At 65.9% G+C, this 14,335-nt stretch carries 17 protein-coding genes; 10 read left to right on the top strand and 7 right to left on the bottom strand.

Annotated elements, in window-relative coordinates; all coding sequences use genetic code 11:
- Positions 1-17: 17 nt before the first annotated feature.
- The 4 genes from BVH01_RS19710 to BVH01_RS19695 all read left to right on the top strand — a co-directional run bounded on the left by BVH01_RS19710 (position 18) and on the right by BVH01_RS19695 (position 4,595).
- A complete protein-coding gene (locus tag BVH01_RS19710) occupies positions 18-815 on the top strand; it encodes a gamma-carboxygeranoyl-CoA hydratase (protein WP_075931933.1) in 798 nt (265 codons plus the stop codon).
- A complete protein-coding gene (locus tag BVH01_RS19705; RefSeq protein WP_075931932.1) occupies positions 812-2,707 on the top strand; it encodes an acetyl/propionyl/methylcrotonyl-CoA carboxylase subunit alpha in 1,896 nt (631 codons plus the stop codon). Before BVH01_RS19710 ends, BVH01_RS19705 begins: the two co-directional genes overlap by 4 nt.
- A complete protein-coding gene (locus BVH01_RS19700) occupies positions 2,704-3,612 on the top strand; it encodes a hydroxymethylglutaryl-CoA lyase (protein ID WP_075931931.1) in 909 nt (302 codons plus the stop codon). Before BVH01_RS19705 ends, BVH01_RS19700 begins: the two co-directional genes overlap by 4 nt.
- A gap of 236 nt (positions 3,613-3,848) precedes the next feature.
- Complete coding sequence (locus tag BVH01_RS19695) at positions 3,849-4,595, top strand: FKBP-type peptidyl-prolyl cis-trans isomerase (RefSeq protein WP_075931930.1); 747 nt, start codon at positions 3,849-3,851, stop codon at positions 4,593-4,595.
- Between the two features lie 129 nt (positions 4,596-4,724).
- Here BVH01_RS19695 and BVH01_RS24545 read toward each other — a convergent pair whose 3' ends face one another.
- Positions 4,725-4,940, bottom strand: a complete 216-nt coding sequence (locus tag BVH01_RS24545) for a hypothetical protein (RefSeq protein ID WP_139317881.1) — start codon at positions 4,938-4,940, stop codon at positions 4,725-4,727.
- Between BVH01_RS24545 and BVH01_RS19690 the strand changes: the two genes are divergently transcribed.
- Positions 4,939-5,370 (top strand): YkvA family protein, encoded by a 432-nt coding sequence (locus BVH01_RS19690; protein ID WP_075931929.1) that lies wholly within the window; start codon positions 4,939-4,941, stop codon positions 5,368-5,370. The genes BVH01_RS24545 and BVH01_RS19690 overlap by 2 nt on opposite strands.
- A gap of 12 nt (positions 5,371-5,382) precedes the next feature.
- Here the strand turns inward: BVH01_RS19690 and bdcA are convergent, their stop codons facing one another.
- Complete coding sequence (bdcA, locus tag BVH01_RS19685) at positions 5,383-6,096, bottom strand: SDR family oxidoreductase (RefSeq protein ID WP_075931928.1); 714 nt, start codon at positions 6,094-6,096, stop codon at positions 5,383-5,385.
- Positions 6,097-6,124: 28 nt separating this feature from the next.
- Entirely contained in the window at positions 6,125-7,327 is a 1,203-nt protein-coding gene (locus BVH01_RS19680) for an MFS transporter (RefSeq protein ID WP_075931927.1), read from the bottom strand.
- 111 nt (positions 7,328-7,438) lie between these two features.
- Here BVH01_RS19680 and BVH01_RS19675 point away from each other — a divergent pair, with 111 nt between their 5' ends.
- A complete protein-coding gene (locus BVH01_RS19675; RefSeq protein WP_075931926.1) occupies positions 7,439-8,044 on the top strand; it encodes a TetR/AcrR family transcriptional regulator in 606 nt (201 codons plus the stop codon).
- A gap of 40 nt (positions 8,045-8,084) precedes the next feature.
- Here BVH01_RS19675 and BVH01_RS19670 read toward each other — a convergent pair whose 3' ends face one another.
- On the bottom strand, positions 8,085-9,266 hold the full coding sequence (locus tag BVH01_RS19670) for an acetyl-CoA C-acetyltransferase (protein ID WP_075931925.1): 1,182 nt from the start codon (positions 9,264-9,266) through the stop codon (positions 8,085-8,087).
- A 186-nt stretch (positions 9,267-9,452) separates the two neighbouring features.
- Here BVH01_RS19670 and BVH01_RS19665 point away from each other — a divergent pair, with 186 nt between their 5' ends.
- The 3 genes from BVH01_RS19665 to BVH01_RS19655 all read left to right on the top strand — a co-directional run bounded on the left by BVH01_RS19665 (position 9,453) and on the right by BVH01_RS19655 (position 11,941).
- Positions 9,453-9,734, top strand: a complete 282-nt coding sequence (locus tag BVH01_RS19665; RefSeq protein ID WP_075931924.1) for a DUF2218 domain-containing protein — start codon at positions 9,453-9,455, stop codon at positions 9,732-9,734.
- A 78-nt stretch (positions 9,735-9,812) separates the two neighbouring features.
- Positions 9,813-10,733, top strand: coding sequence for a lipid A biosynthesis lauroyl acyltransferase (locus BVH01_RS19660; protein WP_075931923.1), 921 nt, complete (start codon positions 9,813-9,815; stop codon positions 10,731-10,733).
- A 23-nt stretch (positions 10,734-10,756) separates the two neighbouring features.
- The gene (locus BVH01_RS19655) at positions 10,757-11,941 is read left to right on the top strand and encodes a patatin-like phospholipase family protein (protein ID WP_075931922.1); all 1,185 of its coding nucleotides are present in this window, start codon (positions 10,757-10,759) and stop codon (positions 11,939-11,941) included.
- Positions 11,942-12,001: 60 nt separating this feature from the next.
- Here the strand turns inward: BVH01_RS19655 and zapE are convergent, their stop codons facing one another.
- Genes zapE through BVH01_RS19640 form a run of 3 tightly spaced genes read right to left on the bottom strand, consistent with a single transcriptional unit; the run spans position 12,002 to position 13,685 of the window.
- Entirely contained in the window at positions 12,002-13,117 is a 1,116-nt protein-coding gene (zapE, locus tag BVH01_RS19650) for a cell division protein ZapE (protein ID WP_075931921.1), read from the bottom strand.
- Positions 13,114-13,311: a helix-turn-helix transcriptional regulator gene (locus tag BVH01_RS19645; RefSeq protein WP_075931920.1), complete on the bottom strand. Its 198-nt coding sequence runs from the start codon at positions 13,309-13,311 to the stop codon at positions 13,114-13,116. The genes zapE and BVH01_RS19645 overlap by 4 nt, the downstream gene beginning before the upstream one ends.
- Complete coding sequence (locus tag BVH01_RS19640; protein ID WP_075931919.1) at positions 13,308-13,685, bottom strand: hypothetical protein; 378 nt, start codon at positions 13,683-13,685, stop codon at positions 13,308-13,310. Before BVH01_RS19640 ends, BVH01_RS19645 begins: the two co-directional genes overlap by 4 nt.
- 166 nt (positions 13,686-13,851) lie before the next feature.
- Between BVH01_RS19640 and BVH01_RS19635 the strand changes: the two genes are divergently transcribed.
- Entirely contained in the window at positions 13,852-14,298 is a 447-nt protein-coding gene (locus BVH01_RS19635; RefSeq protein ID WP_075931918.1) for an acetyltransferase, read from the top strand.
- The last annotated feature ends 37 nt before the right edge of the window (positions 14,299-14,335 follow it).

Genomic DNA, 14,335 nt, shown 5'->3' with positions numbered 1-14,335 from the left:
CGGCCGAGGATCGAGCAATGACCGACTTCAATACCCTCGAACTGCACATCGACCCGCGTGGCGTCGCCACGCTGTGGCTGAACCGCCCGGACAAGCACAACGCCTTCAATGCCGAGATGATCGCGGAGCTGATCCAGGCCCTGCACCAACTGGCCGCCGACGACAGCCTGCGCTTCGTGATTCTGCGCGGGCGCGGCAAGCACTTTTCTGCTGGCGCGGATCTGGCCTGGATGCAGGCCTCGGCCACGCTGGATTACGCCGCCAACCTGCACGACGCCCATGAGCTGGGCGAGTTGATGAGCCTGCTCTATCACCTGCCGTGCCCGACCCTCGCGGTGGTGCAGGGTGCGGCGTTCGGCGGTGCGGTAGGCCTGACCGCCTGTTGCGATATCGCCATCGGAGCCAGTGACGCGCTGTTCAGCCTCTCCGAAGTGCGCATCGGCCTGGCGCCCGCGGTGATCAGCCCTTTCGTTGTGCAGGCCATCGGCGAGCGGGCGGCACGCCGTTATGCCCTGAGCGCCGAGCGTTTCAGCGGTGAGCGGGCGCGAGAGCTGGGCCTACTCGCCGAGTGCTATCCACAGGCCGAGCTGGAGAGCGAGCTGGAGCAGTGGATCGCCACGCTGCTGCTCAACAGCCCGCAGGCCATGCGCGAAACCAAGGCGCTGCTGCACGGCGTCGGCAGCGGCGTGCTGAGCGACGCCCTGCGCCAGCGCACGGAAAGCGTGATCGCCGGCATCCGCATCAGCGAAGAAGGGCAGGAGGGGCTCAACGCCTTTCTGCAGAAACGCACACCCGCCTGGCAGGCTCAGTCATGAAAACCATCACCACACTGCTGATCGCCAACCGTGGCGAAATCGCCTGCCGGGTCATGCGCACCGCCAAGGCGCTGGGGCTTACTACCGTGGCGGTACACAGCGCCATTGACCGCAGCGCCCGCCACGTACGCGAAGCGGACATCGCCATCGACCTGGGCGGCGCTAAGCCCGGCGACAGCTACCTGCTCATGGACAAGGTCATCGAGGCTGCAAGAGCCAGTGGCGCCGAGGCCATTCATCCCGGCTACGGCTTCCTGTCCGAGAACGCCACCTTCGCCCGCAAGCTCGAAGCCGCCGGGCTGATCTTTCTCGGCCCACCGGCCAGCGCCATCGACGCCATGGGCAGCAAGTCGGCGGCCAAGGCGCTGATGGAGGCCGCCGGCGTGCCGCTGGTGCCCGGCTACCACGGCGATGATCAGGACGTGGAGACCTTCCGCCGTGCTGCCGAGCAGATCGGCTACCCGGTGTTGCTCAAAGCTACGGCTGGCGGCGGCGGCAAGGGCATGAAGATCGTCGAACGCGAGGCCGACCTGGCCGACGCCCTGGCCTCGGCGCAGCGAGAAGCGCAGTCGGCGTTCGGCGATGGGCGCATGCTGGTGGAGAAATACGTGCTGCAACCGCGTCACGTGGAGATCCAGGTATTCGCCGACGGGCATGGCAACTGCCTGTACCTCAACGAGCGCGACTGCTCGATCCAGCGCCGCCATCAGAAGGTGGTCGAAGAGGCCCCAGCGCCCGGGCTTACGCCCGAACTGCGCCGCGCCATGGGTGAGGCCGCGGTACGGGCCGCCCAGGCCATCGGCTACGTGGGCGCCGGCACTGTGGAATTCCTGCTCGATGCCCGCGGCGACTTCTTTTTCATGGAGATGAACACCCGCCTGCAGGTCGAGCACCCGGTGACCGAAGCGATCACCGGCCTCGACCTGGTCGCCTGGCAGATTCGCGTGGCCCGTGGCGAGCCGCTACCGATCAGCCAGGAACAGGTGCCGCTGCTGGGTCACGCCATCGAAGTGCGCCTGTACGCCGAGGATCCCGAAGGTGGCTTCCTGCCGGCCAGTGGGCATCTCGACCTGTACCGTGAGCCCGCGGCGGGGCCGGGGCGGCGGGTCGACAGCGGTGTGGCGCAGGGCGACGAGGTATCGCCGTTCTACGACCCGATGCTGGCCAAGTTTATCGCCTGGGGTGAGAACCGTGAGCAAGCGCGGCAGCGGCTGCTGGCCATGTTGGCCGAAACGCTGGTGGGGGGCTTCAAGACCAACCTGGCGTTTCTGCAGCGCATCCTCGCTCACCCGGCGTTCGCCGCTGCCGAGCTGGATACCGGCTTTATCGAACGGCATCAGGCGCAGTTGCTGCCGCCTGCGCAGGAACTGCCGGATGCCTTCTGGCAGCAGGCGGGTGCCGCCTTGCTGGCCACCGATGCCGACCGCCAGCGAGCCGATGATCCGTTCTCGCCTTGGGCAGCACGTAATGCCTGGCGCAGCGCCTTGCCTGCTATCACGCCGATGACGCTGACGTGTGGCGAGGTCACCCGTTGCGTACACGTCGAGCCGGTAGCCGCGCCGAAAAACGCGGTGCGTGAAGGCGATACGTTGTACCTGCGCTGGGGCGTGGAGTGGCTGGCGGTGGGTCGTTTCGATCCGCTTGCCGCCGCCGCGGCCAACACCGCGCACCAGGGCGGGCTCACCGCGCCCATGAACGGCAGCATCGTGCGCGTACTGGTTGCGCCTGGCCAATCCGTCGAGGCGGGCGCCGCGCTGGTGGTGCTGGAGGCCATGAAGATGGAGCACAGCGTCCGCGCGCCCCAGGCCGGCACCATCAAAGCCATTTACTGCGCCGAGGGCGAGTTGATCGCCGAGGGATCGGTGCTGGTCGAGCTGGAGGCACAGCCATGAGCCTGCCCCGGCGTGTTCGCCTGGTGGAAGTCGGCCCCCGTGACGGATTGCAGAACGAGAAGCAGCCGATCAGCGTGGCCGACAAGATACGCCTGGTCGATGACCTGAGCGCCGCCGGGCTTGGCTATATAGAAGTCGGCAGTTTCGTGTCGCCCAAATGGGTACCGCAGATGGCCGGCAGCGCCGAGGTGTTCGGCGGCATCGCCCAGCACCACGGCGTCACCTATGCGGCGCTGACGCCCAACCTGCAGGGCCTGCAGGCGGCGCTGCAGGCCGGCGTGCGCGAGGTGGCGGTGTTCGCCGCGGCGTCGGAGGCCTTCTCGCAGCGCAACATCAATTGTTCCATCGCCGAGAGCCTGAAGCGCTTCGAACCGTTGATGGACGCGGCTCGGCAGCATGGCGTGCAGGTGCGCGGCTATGTGTCCTGCGTGCTCGGTTGCCCGTACGAGGGCGCCATCGCCGCCGAACAGGTAGCGGCGGTAGCGGGCGAGTTGCAGGCCATGGGCTGTTACGAGGTGTCCCTGGGCGACACCGTCGGCGTGGGCACCGCGGCTGGTGTGCGGCGGTTGTTCGAGGTGGTGGGCCGGCGAGTACCGCGTGATCGCCTGGCCGGGCATTTTCACGACACTTACGGACAGGCATTGGTCAACATCTATGCCAGCCTCCTGGAAGGCATCGCGGTATTCGATGCATCGGTGGCCGGGCTTGGCGGCTGCCCCTACGCCGAGGGGGCGACCGGCAACGTGGCCAGCGAGGACGTACTCTATCTGCTGCAGGGGCTCGGCATCGAGACCGGGGTGGATTTGCCGCGGCTGATCGAGGCGGGGCAGCGCATCAGCCGCGTGCTCGGGCGGGAGTCCGCCTCGCGAGTCGCCCGAGCGCGTTCCCGGGCAGGCCATCAGTGAACTTCTGCGAGCAGAAAAACTCTTACCGGCTAGTCAGTTACGTCGCTGTTTCGCGAGATCGGCGCGGCGTGCTGAACGATCAGGTTGGCTTCGATGCCACCGTTCGCCACTTCTCGCAGAGCGCGTGTGATCTGCCTGGATAAATCCAGGCGCCGCGGCTTGCGTTGACACACTCACACACCCTAAGCTCGCGCCTTCACTCGATAGCCCTAGGGCGCAGCGGACAAGGAATCAGCATGAAACAGCATCGTTTGGCAGCAGCGATCGCCCTGGTGGGCCTGGTGCTCGCCGGTTGTGATTCGCAAACCAGCGACGTAAAACTGGAAACTCCGGCGCAGAAGGCGTCCTACGGTATCGGTCTGAACATGGGCAAGAGCCTGGCTCAGGAAGGTATGGATGACCTGGATCCGAAGGCCGTCGCCCAAGGCATCGAAGACGCCATCGGCAAGAAAGAACAGCGCCTGAAGGACGAAGAGCTGATCGAGGCCTTTGCCTCTCTGCAGAAGCGTGCCGAAGAGCGCATGACCAAGATGAACGAAGAAGCTGCCGCAGCTGGCAAGAAATTCCTCGAAGAGAACGGCAAGCGTGACGGCGTCACCACCACCGCTTCGGGCCTGCAGTACGAAGTGGTCAAGAAGGCCGATGGCGCTCAGCCCAAGGCTGATGACGTGGTTACCGTTCACTACGAAGGCAAGCTTACCGACGGCACCGTGTTCGACAGCTCCATCGAGCGTGGTACCCCGATCGACCTGCCGGTTGGCGGCGTGATCCCGGGTTGGGTCGAAGGTCTGCAACTGATGCACGTCGGCGAGAAGGTCAAGCTGTACATCCCGGCCGAACTGGCCTACGGCGCCCAGAGCCCGAGCCCGGCCATTCCCGCCAACTCGGTACTGGTGTTCGACCTCGAGCTGCTGGGCATCAAGGACCAGAACGCTCAGGAGCAAGCCGCTCCGCAAGCACCTGAGGCCGCTCCGGCCCAATAAGCGTCAGTTGCTTGAAACAACGCCCCGCCTGTCGGGGCGTTGTCGTTTCTGGGCGGGTTCCTAATCGCAAAAAACAGGAATTGCAAGCCTTGACAGTGCGGTTATGCACACTGCGACAAAGCTTCTTATTCAGTTGGTCAGGTTTTTAACGAAATCTTTTGATTTTTTAACTAATTGATTTAGCAAGGTTTTATCGGCTGGATAAAAAATGTCCGATCTGTGGCGAGGCCGCACGACAGGGGGCTTTGGTAAGCTAATCCCATAACTGTTCACAAGGTTATCCACAGCTACGGTGGATAACCACAGACAGCCCAGCAGCAGTGCGGGCTGACGAGGAGTGGTCATGAAAGCACCGTGGAATTTTGCCCGTTACCTGCCCATCGCCCAGCGCTTCCTCAAGCGGGGTCGTCTGCCGGCATTGCTGCTCGCCGTGACCCGCAAGAGCGGGGGCGGGGCGCGCAGCCTGTCATCGCTGAAAGGCGACCTGGGCTTGCTGCAGGAGCTGTGCGTGGCCTGGTGGCGCGGTAGCTACCGGGCGATCAACCCCCAGGCGCTGGTGGCGATCGTGGCCGGCCTGATCTACTTCGTGTCGCCACTCGACGCCATTCCCGATTTCATTCCCGGCCTTGGCTTGATCGACGACCTGGCAGTGCTGGCCTGGGTAATGAAAACCTGGGGCAGCGAGCTGGATGCGTTCCGCACCTGGCGCGACGCCCAGGACCGGGAAACCCGCGAGGCCATCGCCAAGCTGCCGGTGGCCGAGCGGGTAACGTGAGCGAAGCGGGCATCAGGCGCTGAAGCCACCGTCCAGGGTCAGCGCAGCGCCGGTTACCAGGCCTGCCTCGCTGCCTGCGAGCCAGGCGACCATGCCGGCAATTTCGTCGCTGCGGGCATGGCGCTTGATCGCCATGAAGCTGTGCATCAATGCGTTCAGCGGGCCGTCGGCGGGGTTCATGTCGGTGTCGGTCGGGCCCGGTTGCACCACGTTCACGGTGATGCCGCGAGGCCCGAAGTCGCGAGCCAGACCCTTGGCCATGCCGGTCAGCGCCGCCTTGCTGGCGCCATAGGCGGCGACGCCCTGCATCGGTGTCCGGTCGGCGATGTTCGAACCGATGAAGATGATCCGCCCACCGTCCGGCATTTGCCGCGCCGCGCTGATGGCAGCGTGGTACGGTGCCTGAATGTTGATGGCGAAGAGTCGGTCGATGGCGTCGGCATCCAGTTCCAGCGGGTCGCCGGCGACGAAGATGCCGGCGTTGACCACCAGCACGTCGATGGCGCCCAGTTTTTCGATGCCCGCGATCAGGGCCTGGCGGTCGGCGCTGTCGAGTTGCACGGCGGTGCTGCCGGTTTCCTCGGCGAGCCGCAGGGCCGGCGCCGCCGAACTGGCGTAGGTGAAGGTGACCTGTGCGCCATCACGGGCGAAGCGGCGCACCAGGGCGGCGCCGATACCGCGGCTGCCGCCGAGGACGAGAACGGATTGGCGATTCGAGTGGGACATGGGCTGAGCTCCTGTCAGAAGGTTTAGGTCAATGGCCGGCGACGAGCACGTCGCTGCGACGCTGGCCGGAAGGGAAACCGTGCTGGCTGGCCGCCGAGGCGATCCAAAGGGCGATCAGTAGCAATGCCAGCATCGTCCAGGGGAATACGCCGACGCCGAACTGACCCAGCAGCAGGCCACCACTGAGGCCGGCGGCGGCGATGGCGCTGTTCCAGATCACCACGTTCATCGACATCGCCACGTCGGCGCCGGGGCCGGCGGCATCTGCCAGGGCCGTCTGCAACAGCGTCGCGGCGCCGCCGAAGGTCAGCCCCCAGACGAACACGCCGGCATACAGCACGGTGGCTGATTGGGCATACAGGCCGAACAGCAGGGCGACCAGGGCGAAGGTGGCGAGGCTGGTGATCACCGCCTGGCGCAGATGGCGGTCGACCAGGCGGCCGGTGATCCAGATGCCGATCAGTGCGGCGACCCCGAATGCCAGCAGCACGATATCGACCTGGCTGCCCAGCCCGGCTGGGGCGACGAAGGGCGCGATGTAGGTGTAGAGCATGTTGTGGGCGAGCATCCAGGTCAGCACCACGGCCAGTACCGGGCGCACGCCTGGCGTCAGCAATACCGCCCGCAGGGGCACACGCTGGGTACGCGCCTGGCCGGGATAGTCCGGTACTTTGGCCAGTACCCAGACGATCAGCCCGATGCTCAGCAGCGACATCAATCCGAACGCCGTGCGCCAGCCCACCGCGCCACCGAGCCAGGTGCCGATAGGCACGCCGAGGGACAGCGCGATGGGCGTGCCGACCATGGCCAGCGCCAGAGCGCGCCCCTGTTGAGGCGCGGCGACCATGCGCCGGGCATAACCGGCGATCAGGCTCCAGGCCAGGCCCGCCGCCATGCCGGCGAAGAAACGTGCGACCAGGGTCAGCACGTAGTTCGACGACCAGGCCGTGATCGAGTTGAACAGCAGAAAGCCAATGATCGCCAGCAACAGCACGTTGCGCCGCCGCCAGCCCTGGGTGGCGATGGTCAGCGGAATCGCCGCCAGCAGCGAGCCCAGGGCATAGAGGGTCACCAACTGGCCGGCCAGGGCGGGAGATACGCCAAGGCCGGCGCTGATCTGTGGCAGCAGGCCCGCCGGCAGGGTTTCGGTGAGGATGCAGATGAAGCCGGTCATCGCCAGGGCAAGTAGCGCAGACACGGGCAAGGCGTCGGGTTTCGTGGAGTCGGTCATGGGGGAGTCCTCATTTATGTATCGTTCGGTACAAATGTAGGCTTGTCGGCTCCCAGTGGTCAATGACTTTTGTATCGACTAGTATTTAAGTCGTCAGGCAGGAGGATCCACATGGCACAGATGGGGCGCCCACGCACATTCGATCGGCAGGCGGCACTGGTACAGGCAATGCACCTGTTCTGGGAGCACGGCTACGAAGCCACTTCCTTGAGTCAGCTGAAGGCCGGCATCGCTGGCGGCATTTCCGCGCCCAGCTTCTACGCCGCGTTCGGTTCCAAGGAGGCCCTCTACAAAGAGGCGATGGCGCTGTACATGCAAACCCATGGCAGGGTCACCGAAAGTCTGTTCGACAGCGCGCTGCCGGCTCGCGAGGCCGTCGAGCTGGCGCTACGTCGCTCGGCCAGGATGCAGTGCGAGGCCGGCCACCCACGCGGCTGCATGGTGGCGCTCGGGGTGATCGGCGTGTGCACGCCGCTGGAAGGGGCGACGCTGCCGGGTGAGAACCGTCAGCGTACGCGAGAAGGGCTGAGCGACTGCATCACACGGGCCATCGCTGCGGGTGAGCTGGCTGGCGATACCGATGTCGCGGCGTTGACCTCGGTGTTCGACAGTTTTCTGCTGGGGCTCTCGACCCTGGCCCGCGATGGGGTCGAGCACGCCGCGCTGGACGCGGCGGTCACCCAGGTCATGAAGGTCTGGGACGGGTGCCGCGCGTAACGGCCAGGGCCGCACGCGCCTGATGCAGGGCCGGGGGTATTCAGTCGCGCTCGAGCAGCAGCGCCACACCCTGGCCACCGCCGATGCACAGGGTCGCCAGGCCTCTTCTGGCATCGCGCTTGAGCATTTCGTGGAGCAGGGTGACCAGCACCCGGCAACCGGAGGCGCCAATCGGGTGGCCGAGGGCGATGGCGCCGCCGTTGACGTTGACCTTTCCGGCATCCCAGCCCAGCTCCTTGCCGACCGACAGGGCCTGGGCGGCGAAGGCTTCGTTGGCTTCGATCAGGTCCAGCTGATCCAGCGTCCAGCCGGCTTTCTCCAGGCTGCGGCGGGTGGCCGATACCGGGCCGATGCCCATGATCGACGGGTCGACGCCGGCGTTGGCGTAAGCCTTTATCCGCGCGAGCACCGGCAGGCCAAGCGCCTCGGCCTTGTTGGCGCTCATCAGCAGCACCGCCGCGGCGCCGTCATTGAGGCTCGAGGCGTTGCCGGCGGTCACGCTGCCGTCCTTCTTGAATGCGGGCTTGAGCTTGGCCAGGGTTTCGGCCGTGGTGCCGGCGCGCGGCTGTTCGTCGGTGGCGAAGGACAGGGGTTCGCCCTTGCGCTGGGGAATCAGGATCGGGGTGATCTCGTCGGCGAAGCGCCCGGCCTCGATGGCGGCGATGGCCTTCTGCTGTGAAGCGGCGGCGAAGGCGTCCTGCTCCTCGCGGCTGATGGCGTATTTGTCCACCAGGTTCTCGGCAGTGATGCCCATGTGGTAGTCGTTGAAGGCATCCCACAGGCCGTCGCTGATCATCGTGTCGACCAGTTGCCCGTGGCCCATGCGCAACCCGGTGCGGGCCTTGGGCAGCACGTAGGGCGCCAGGCTCATGTTTTCCATGCCGCCGGCGATGATCACCTCGGCATCACCGCAGCGGATCGCCTGGGCGCCGAGATGCAGGGCCTTGAGGCCGGAGCCGCAGACCTTGTTGAGGGTCAGTGCAGGCACCGCGTGGGGCAGGCCAGCTTTGATGGCCGCCTGACGCGCGGTGTTCTGGCCGGCGCCGGCAGTCAGCACATGGCCAAGGATCACTTCGTCGACCTGTGCGCCATCCAGACCGGTCTGCTCGAGCAGCCGGCGGATCACCGCGGCGCCCAGATCGGTGGCCGGCACATCGGCCAGCGCTCCCTGGAAGCTGCCGATGGCGGTGCGGGTGGCTGCGACGATGACGACTTCTTGCATGACGTTCTCCTGACCAGATAGGCGGATGTTTTTATTGGCTGGTACGATCCTGACGCCGCCTCAGCCGCCATGCAAGTCCAGGATTTCCGATTGGTTGCATCGATAATGGTGTATGTGACGGCGCGTGCTGTGCAGCGAAGCGGCGTGCTAGATTCCGGGCGTCATCAACCCATCAGGATCATTCTCATGGCTGAATCCCGTGCAACGGTCACCACCGAACAGGGGCTGCGCTGCCTGACCCGCCTGTGCCGGCACTGGAGCCACAAGTTCCAGGTGAGCCTCGACGAGCAGCGCGGCGAGATCGTCTTCGACCCGGCGCGCCTTGTCCTGACCCGCTTCGAGGGCGGCCTGACGGCGGTCATCGAGGCGCCAGACACCGACACGCTCGATCATCTCGAGCCCGTGGTGGCCGACCATATGCAGCGCATGGTGGCCGACGAAACCCTGCAGATAGACTGGCAGCGCTGAGCGTCCTGGCGCCTCACTCCCGAGAGCGGCGAACGTGCTGGTAGACTAGGCGGCTTTGAACGCCATCCTGGATCGTCAATGGATCGTCCCGTCTTTCGTCGCACCTTCCTTCACCCGCGGTTCTGGCCGCTGTGGGTCGGGCTCGGCCTGCTGTGGCTGACCGTGCAACTGCCCTACGGCGCGCTGCTGCGCCTGGGCCGTGGCCTGGGCTGGCTGATGTATCGCACGGCTGGCTCGCGTCGGCGCATCGCCACGCGCAACCTGGAACTGTGCTTCCCGCACATGCCGGCAGACAAGCGCGAGCGTCTGCTCAAAGAGAATTTCGCCTCCACCGGCATCGCCTTCTTCGAGATGGCCATGAGCTGGTGGTGGCCGCGCCACAAGCTGGCGCGCCTGGCCCACATCGAGGGCATCGAGCACCTGCAGCAGGCCCAGGCACAAGGGCAGGGGGTGATTCTCATGGCCGTGCACTTCACCACCCTGGAAATCGGCGCCGCCTTGCTCGGCCAGGTGCACACCATCGACGGCATGTACCGTGAGCACGGCAACCCGGTGTTCGATTTCGTGCAGCGCCGCGGCCGCGAACGTCATAACCTGGACGCCACCGCCATCGAACGCGAGGATGTGCGGGCGATGATCAAGGTACTGCGCGCCGGCAGAGCGATCTGGTACGCACCCGATCAGGATTATGGCCGTAAGCAGAGCCTGTTCGCGCCGCTATTCGGCATCCAGGCGGCGACCGTCACGGCCACCACCAAGTTCGCGCGCCTCGGCCGCGCCATCGTGTTGCCGTTCACCCAGATGCGTCTGCCTGATGGCGGCGGCTATCGTTTGACCATCCACCCGCCGCTGACCGATTTCCCCGGTGAGAACGAAGAGGCCGATTGCCTGCGGGTTAACCAGTGGGTCGAACAGGCCATCGTCACGTGCCCCGAGCAGTATCTGTGGGCGCATCGGCGCTTCAAGACCCGTCCAGAAGGCGAGCCCAAGCTCTACTGACCACCCGAACCGGAATCGACGCAATGAAGCAGGACGCTAGCGGCAACCCGGCTACCACCGGGCTCATCCTTTCCGGCGGTGGCGCACGGGCCGCCTACCAGGTCGGTGTGTTGTCGGCGATCGCCGAGCTACTGCCCGAGGCGTCGTCGCACAATCCCTTTCCGGTCATCGTCGGCACCTCGGCGGGGGCCATCAACGCCGTCAGTCTGGCCTGCGGGGCGCTGCACTTTCGCGAGGCGGTCAAGCGCCTGAGCAGCGTGTGGCGCAGCTTTCATACCGATCAGGTGTACCGCAGCGACTGGCCCGGCGTGCTGCGTCAGGCCAGCCGCTTCATCGGCCACAGCATGCTCGGCCTCGGCAAGCAGGTGCCGGTGGCGCTGCTCGACAGCTCGCCGCTGGCCAAGCTGCTCGAACGGGAACTGGATTTCTCCGGCATCGCCGCTGCGGTTCGCCATCGCCAGTTGCGCGCCGTGGCGGTGACTGCGTTCGGTTACGAGTCGGCCCAGGCGGTGACCTTCTATCAGGGCCGCGCAGCCATCGATCCCTGGTTCCGCCATCGTCGGGTCGGCGTGCCAACGCGCCTGGCGTTGCCGCACCTGCTGGCCAGCACGGCGATTCCGCTGATCTTCGAACCGGTGAAGATCAACCGCGAATACTTTGGCGACGGCGCCGTGCGGCAGATGGCGCCGATCAGCCCGGCTCTGCACCTGGGCGCGACCAAGGTGCTGGTGGTGGGCGTAAGCGGCAACCCGGTCGGCAACCAGGCCGGCGGTGCACCGGCGCCGGTACCGGGCGGCGTGCAGCCGAGCCTGGCGCAGATTGCCGGGCATATGCTCAACAGCACCTTCATCGATAACGTGGAAAGCGACATCGAATTGCTCGAACGCCTCAACCAGCTGGGCCGCCTGGTGCCCGCCGAGCAGCGCAGTCGCACCTACGGGCTCACCCCGGTGGAAGTGCTGGTGATCTCGCCGAGCCAGCCGCTGGACGTGATCGCCGCGCGTCACCGCCGCGAAATGCCGGCGGCGCTGCGCCTGTTCCTGCGCGGCCCCGGCGCGACCCGCGATGGCGGCGGCGGGGTGCTTAGCTACCTGCTGTTCGAGCCGGGTTACTGCAGCGAACTGATCGAACTGGGCTACCAGGACGCCATCGCCAAGAAAGCGCAGATCCAGGCGTTTCTCGGGCTGGTGCCTGCTGCTACGGGGTGAGCCGTCGAACCTGGGTATCGTTTCGCTCAACCCAGGCTACCTATCTGACCGCACAGGCTTTCAGCCGAAACGCTCCAGCTGCATTTCCTGCAAGCGGCTCAGGGTGCGTCGGAAGGCGAAGGCCAGATAGCCTTCGGTATACAGCGCCTCCAGCGGCACGGCGGCTTCCACGTACAGCGGCACGCGACGGTCGTAGCACTCGTCCACCAGGGCGATGAAGCGCCGCACCGCATTATCGTGAATCGACAGCGCTGGCAGCTGGCGGTCGCCGGCCTCCACCCGTTCAGCGGCGTCTTCGGTGCCGCGGGCAATCCTTGCCGGGCGCTGCTGCGCGCTGAGGGCCGGTACATCGCCCAGCACGATGGCCTTGAAACGGTCACAGAGCAGAATGAAGTCCCCGGTCGCCAGCGGTTGTTCGCAAAGCTGGTCGAACCCGCCGTGCAGCACCCGTTCGCTGTGGTCGTGCACGGTGATCCGACGATGGCCGACCTGCAGCGGCTCGTGGCTGACCGGCTCGCCCTGGCGCAGTGCTGCCAGCAGCCCGGGCAGGGCGCTCGGCTGGCCGGCTTGGCGCAGCCAATAGCGCTGGTGCCCTTGGCCGGGGTGTTGGCGATGATCCTGGCTGCCGTCCACCGCCACCACCTGCATGTGCAGCAGCAGGGCGTCGATGGCGGGCAGGAAGCGCTCGCGGTTATGGCCGCCGGCGTACAACTGCTCCGGCGGCTGGTTGGAGGTGGCGACCAGCACCACGCCCTCGTCGAACAGCGAACGGAACAGCCGCCCGAGCAGCATGGCGTCGCCGATATCGCTGACGAACAGCTCGTCGAAGCACAGCACGCGAATCTCAGCCGCCAGTTCCCGGGCCAGCACCTGCAGGGGCTCGGCGGTGCCGGTCAGCTCGAACAGGCGGCGGTGCACCCAGCCCATGAAGTGATGGAAGTGCTGGCGCCGGGCGGGCACCTGCAGCGCCCCATGGAAACTGTCCATCAGCCAGGTCTTGCCACGCCCCACCGGCCCCCAGAGATAGACGCCCTGGGGCAAGTCACCGCGCTGCAGGGCTTCGTAGCAGCGCTGCAATTGTTCGGCCGCGTGCTGCTGGGCGGCATCACTGACGAAGCCCTGCTGTTCGACGGCCAAGCGGTACGCCTCGAGCGGCGTGCGGGTGTGGATGTTCATGCGTCGGGCGCCTGGAAGATGGCTTCGATAGGGCGTTCGAACAGCCGAGCGATCTTGAAGGCCAACGGCAGGCTGGGGTCGTAGCGGCCGGTTTCGATGGCATTCACCGTCTGCCGGGAGACGCCCAGGCGTTCACCCAGCTCCGCCTGGGACCAACCCTGGCCATTGCGCAACCCGCGCACCTGGTTGATCACCGGTAGCGCCTCCAGCCCAGCCACGCGCCAAAGCCCCACAGGGCGGCGAGCAGTGGCCACACGAAGAACATCGACAGGCGCGGAAAACCGGCGGTTTCCAGAAAGCCATAGCTGAAGGTGATCAGTGCCGTGCCGACGAACGCCAGCGCCAGGGCCTCCAGGTGAATCGTCCGGGCCAGTTCGTCGAGCTGACGGATCTGGCGAATCACCGTAATCGCCACGACGATCATCGGTACGATGGGGATCAGTGCACACAGCGTCCGCAAGATCCCCTCGGGTAAGAGCGCCTGGGTCAGGCTGCTGACGGCCACGGCTGTGATATAGGCGGTTATCGCCAGGCAGAAGTGGATAGCGAAACGTTTGGAGTCGGTCATGGCGCTGCACCGTGGATGGAAAGTTCGCTTTACATTAGGGTGATGTACTTGCGTAGTCAAGCAAGCTTTACATTCGACGCCGCAACGGGCCTGTGAACCTAGTCACCGTTGTCTGCTCCGCGTGCCGTTAGGTACGCTGCGCGACTGCCAACGACGGAGCGCGACCATGCCCATTCGCCCACGCCTACCGGCCGACCATGCCGTGCTTCTGGATATCTGGCACCGCGCCGTGCTGGCCACCCATGACTTTCTCACTGCCGAGGATGTCCAGAGCCTCTATCGTCAGATGGATGAGCTGTACCTGCCGGCCGTGGCCGTGCACGTGTGGACGGACGCCGGCGGGCAGGTGCGCGGTTTTATCGGCCTCGGCGACCGCCACGTGGAAATGCTCTTCGTCGACCCCGATTGCCGTGGTCAGGGCGTGGGCTCGCAGCTGCTGGACGATGCCCGGAGGCGGCTCGGGCCACTGACCGTGGACGTCAACGAGCAGAATCCAGCCGCCCACGGTTTCTATCGCCAGTCCGGTTTTCGGGACACCGGGCGTAGTGAATTGGACGGTGAAGGCCGACCGTTTCCGCTGATCCATATGGCGTATCGAGGCGAGTCCGGCTGAACGCTTGTCCGAGAGCCATCCCTCGACCGGTCCCGAG

The organism is Pseudomonas sp. PA1(2017) (genome assembly GCF_001945375.1).
Lineage (GTDB): Bacteria > Pseudomonadota > Gammaproteobacteria > Pseudomonadales > Pseudomonadaceae > Aquipseudomonas.
This window is presented reverse-complemented; position numbering and strand designations above follow the sequence as displayed.

What these genes read in the sequence shown, in the direction of transcription:
- BVH01_RS19710 (WP_075931933.1), top strand. Translation starts at nt 18, where the DNA reads ATGACCGACTTCAATACCCTCGAACTGCACATCGACCCGCGTGGCGTC.
- BVH01_RS19705 (WP_075931932.1), top strand. Translation starts at nt 812, where the DNA reads ATGAAAACCATCACCACACTGCTGATCGCCAACCGTGGCGAAATCGCC.
- BVH01_RS19700 (WP_075931931.1), top strand. Translation starts at nt 2,704, where the DNA reads ATGAGCCTGCCCCGGCGTGTTCGCCTGGTGGAAGTCGGCCCCCGTGAC.
- BVH01_RS19695 (WP_075931930.1), top strand. Translation starts at nt 3,849, where the DNA reads ATGAAACAGCATCGTTTGGCAGCAGCGATCGCCCTGGTGGGCCTGGTG.
- BVH01_RS19690 (WP_075931929.1), top strand. Translation starts at nt 4,939, where the DNA reads ATGAAAGCACCGTGGAATTTTGCCCGTTACCTGCCCATCGCCCAGCGC.
- BVH01_RS24545 (WP_139317881.1), bottom strand. Translation starts at nt 4,940, where the DNA reads ATGACCACTCCTCGTCAGCCCGCACTGCTGCTGGGCTGTCTGTGGTTA.
- bdcA (WP_075931928.1), bottom strand. Translation starts at nt 6,096, where the DNA reads ATGTCCCACTCGAATCGCCAATCCGTTCTCGTCCTCGGCGGCAGCCGC.
- BVH01_RS19680 (WP_075931927.1), bottom strand. Translation starts at nt 7,327, where the DNA reads ATGACCGACTCCACGAAACCCGACGCCTTGCCCGTGTCTGCGCTACTT.
- BVH01_RS19675 (WP_075931926.1), top strand. Translation starts at nt 7,439, where the DNA reads ATGGCACAGATGGGGCGCCCACGCACATTCGATCGGCAGGCGGCACTG.
- BVH01_RS19670 (WP_075931925.1), bottom strand. Translation starts at nt 9,266, where the DNA reads ATGCAAGAAGTCGTCATCGTCGCAGCCACCCGCACCGCCATCGGCAGC.
- BVH01_RS19665 (WP_075931924.1), top strand. Translation starts at nt 9,453, where the DNA reads ATGGCTGAATCCCGTGCAACGGTCACCACCGAACAGGGGCTGCGCTGC.
- BVH01_RS19660 (WP_075931923.1), top strand. Translation starts at nt 9,813, where the DNA reads ATGGATCGTCCCGTCTTTCGTCGCACCTTCCTTCACCCGCGGTTCTGG.
- BVH01_RS19655 (WP_075931922.1), top strand. Translation starts at nt 10,757, where the DNA reads ATGAAGCAGGACGCTAGCGGCAACCCGGCTACCACCGGGCTCATCCTT.
- zapE (WP_075931921.1), bottom strand. Translation starts at nt 13,117, where the DNA reads ATGAACATCCACACCCGCACGCCGCTCGAGGCGTACCGCTTGGCCGTC.
- BVH01_RS19640 (WP_075931919.1), bottom strand. Translation starts at nt 13,685, where the DNA reads ATGACCGACTCCAAACGTTTCGCTATCCACTTCTGCCTGGCGATAACC.
- BVH01_RS19635 (WP_075931918.1), top strand. Translation starts at nt 13,852, where the DNA reads ATGCCCATTCGCCCACGCCTACCGGCCGACCATGCCGTGCTTCTGGAT.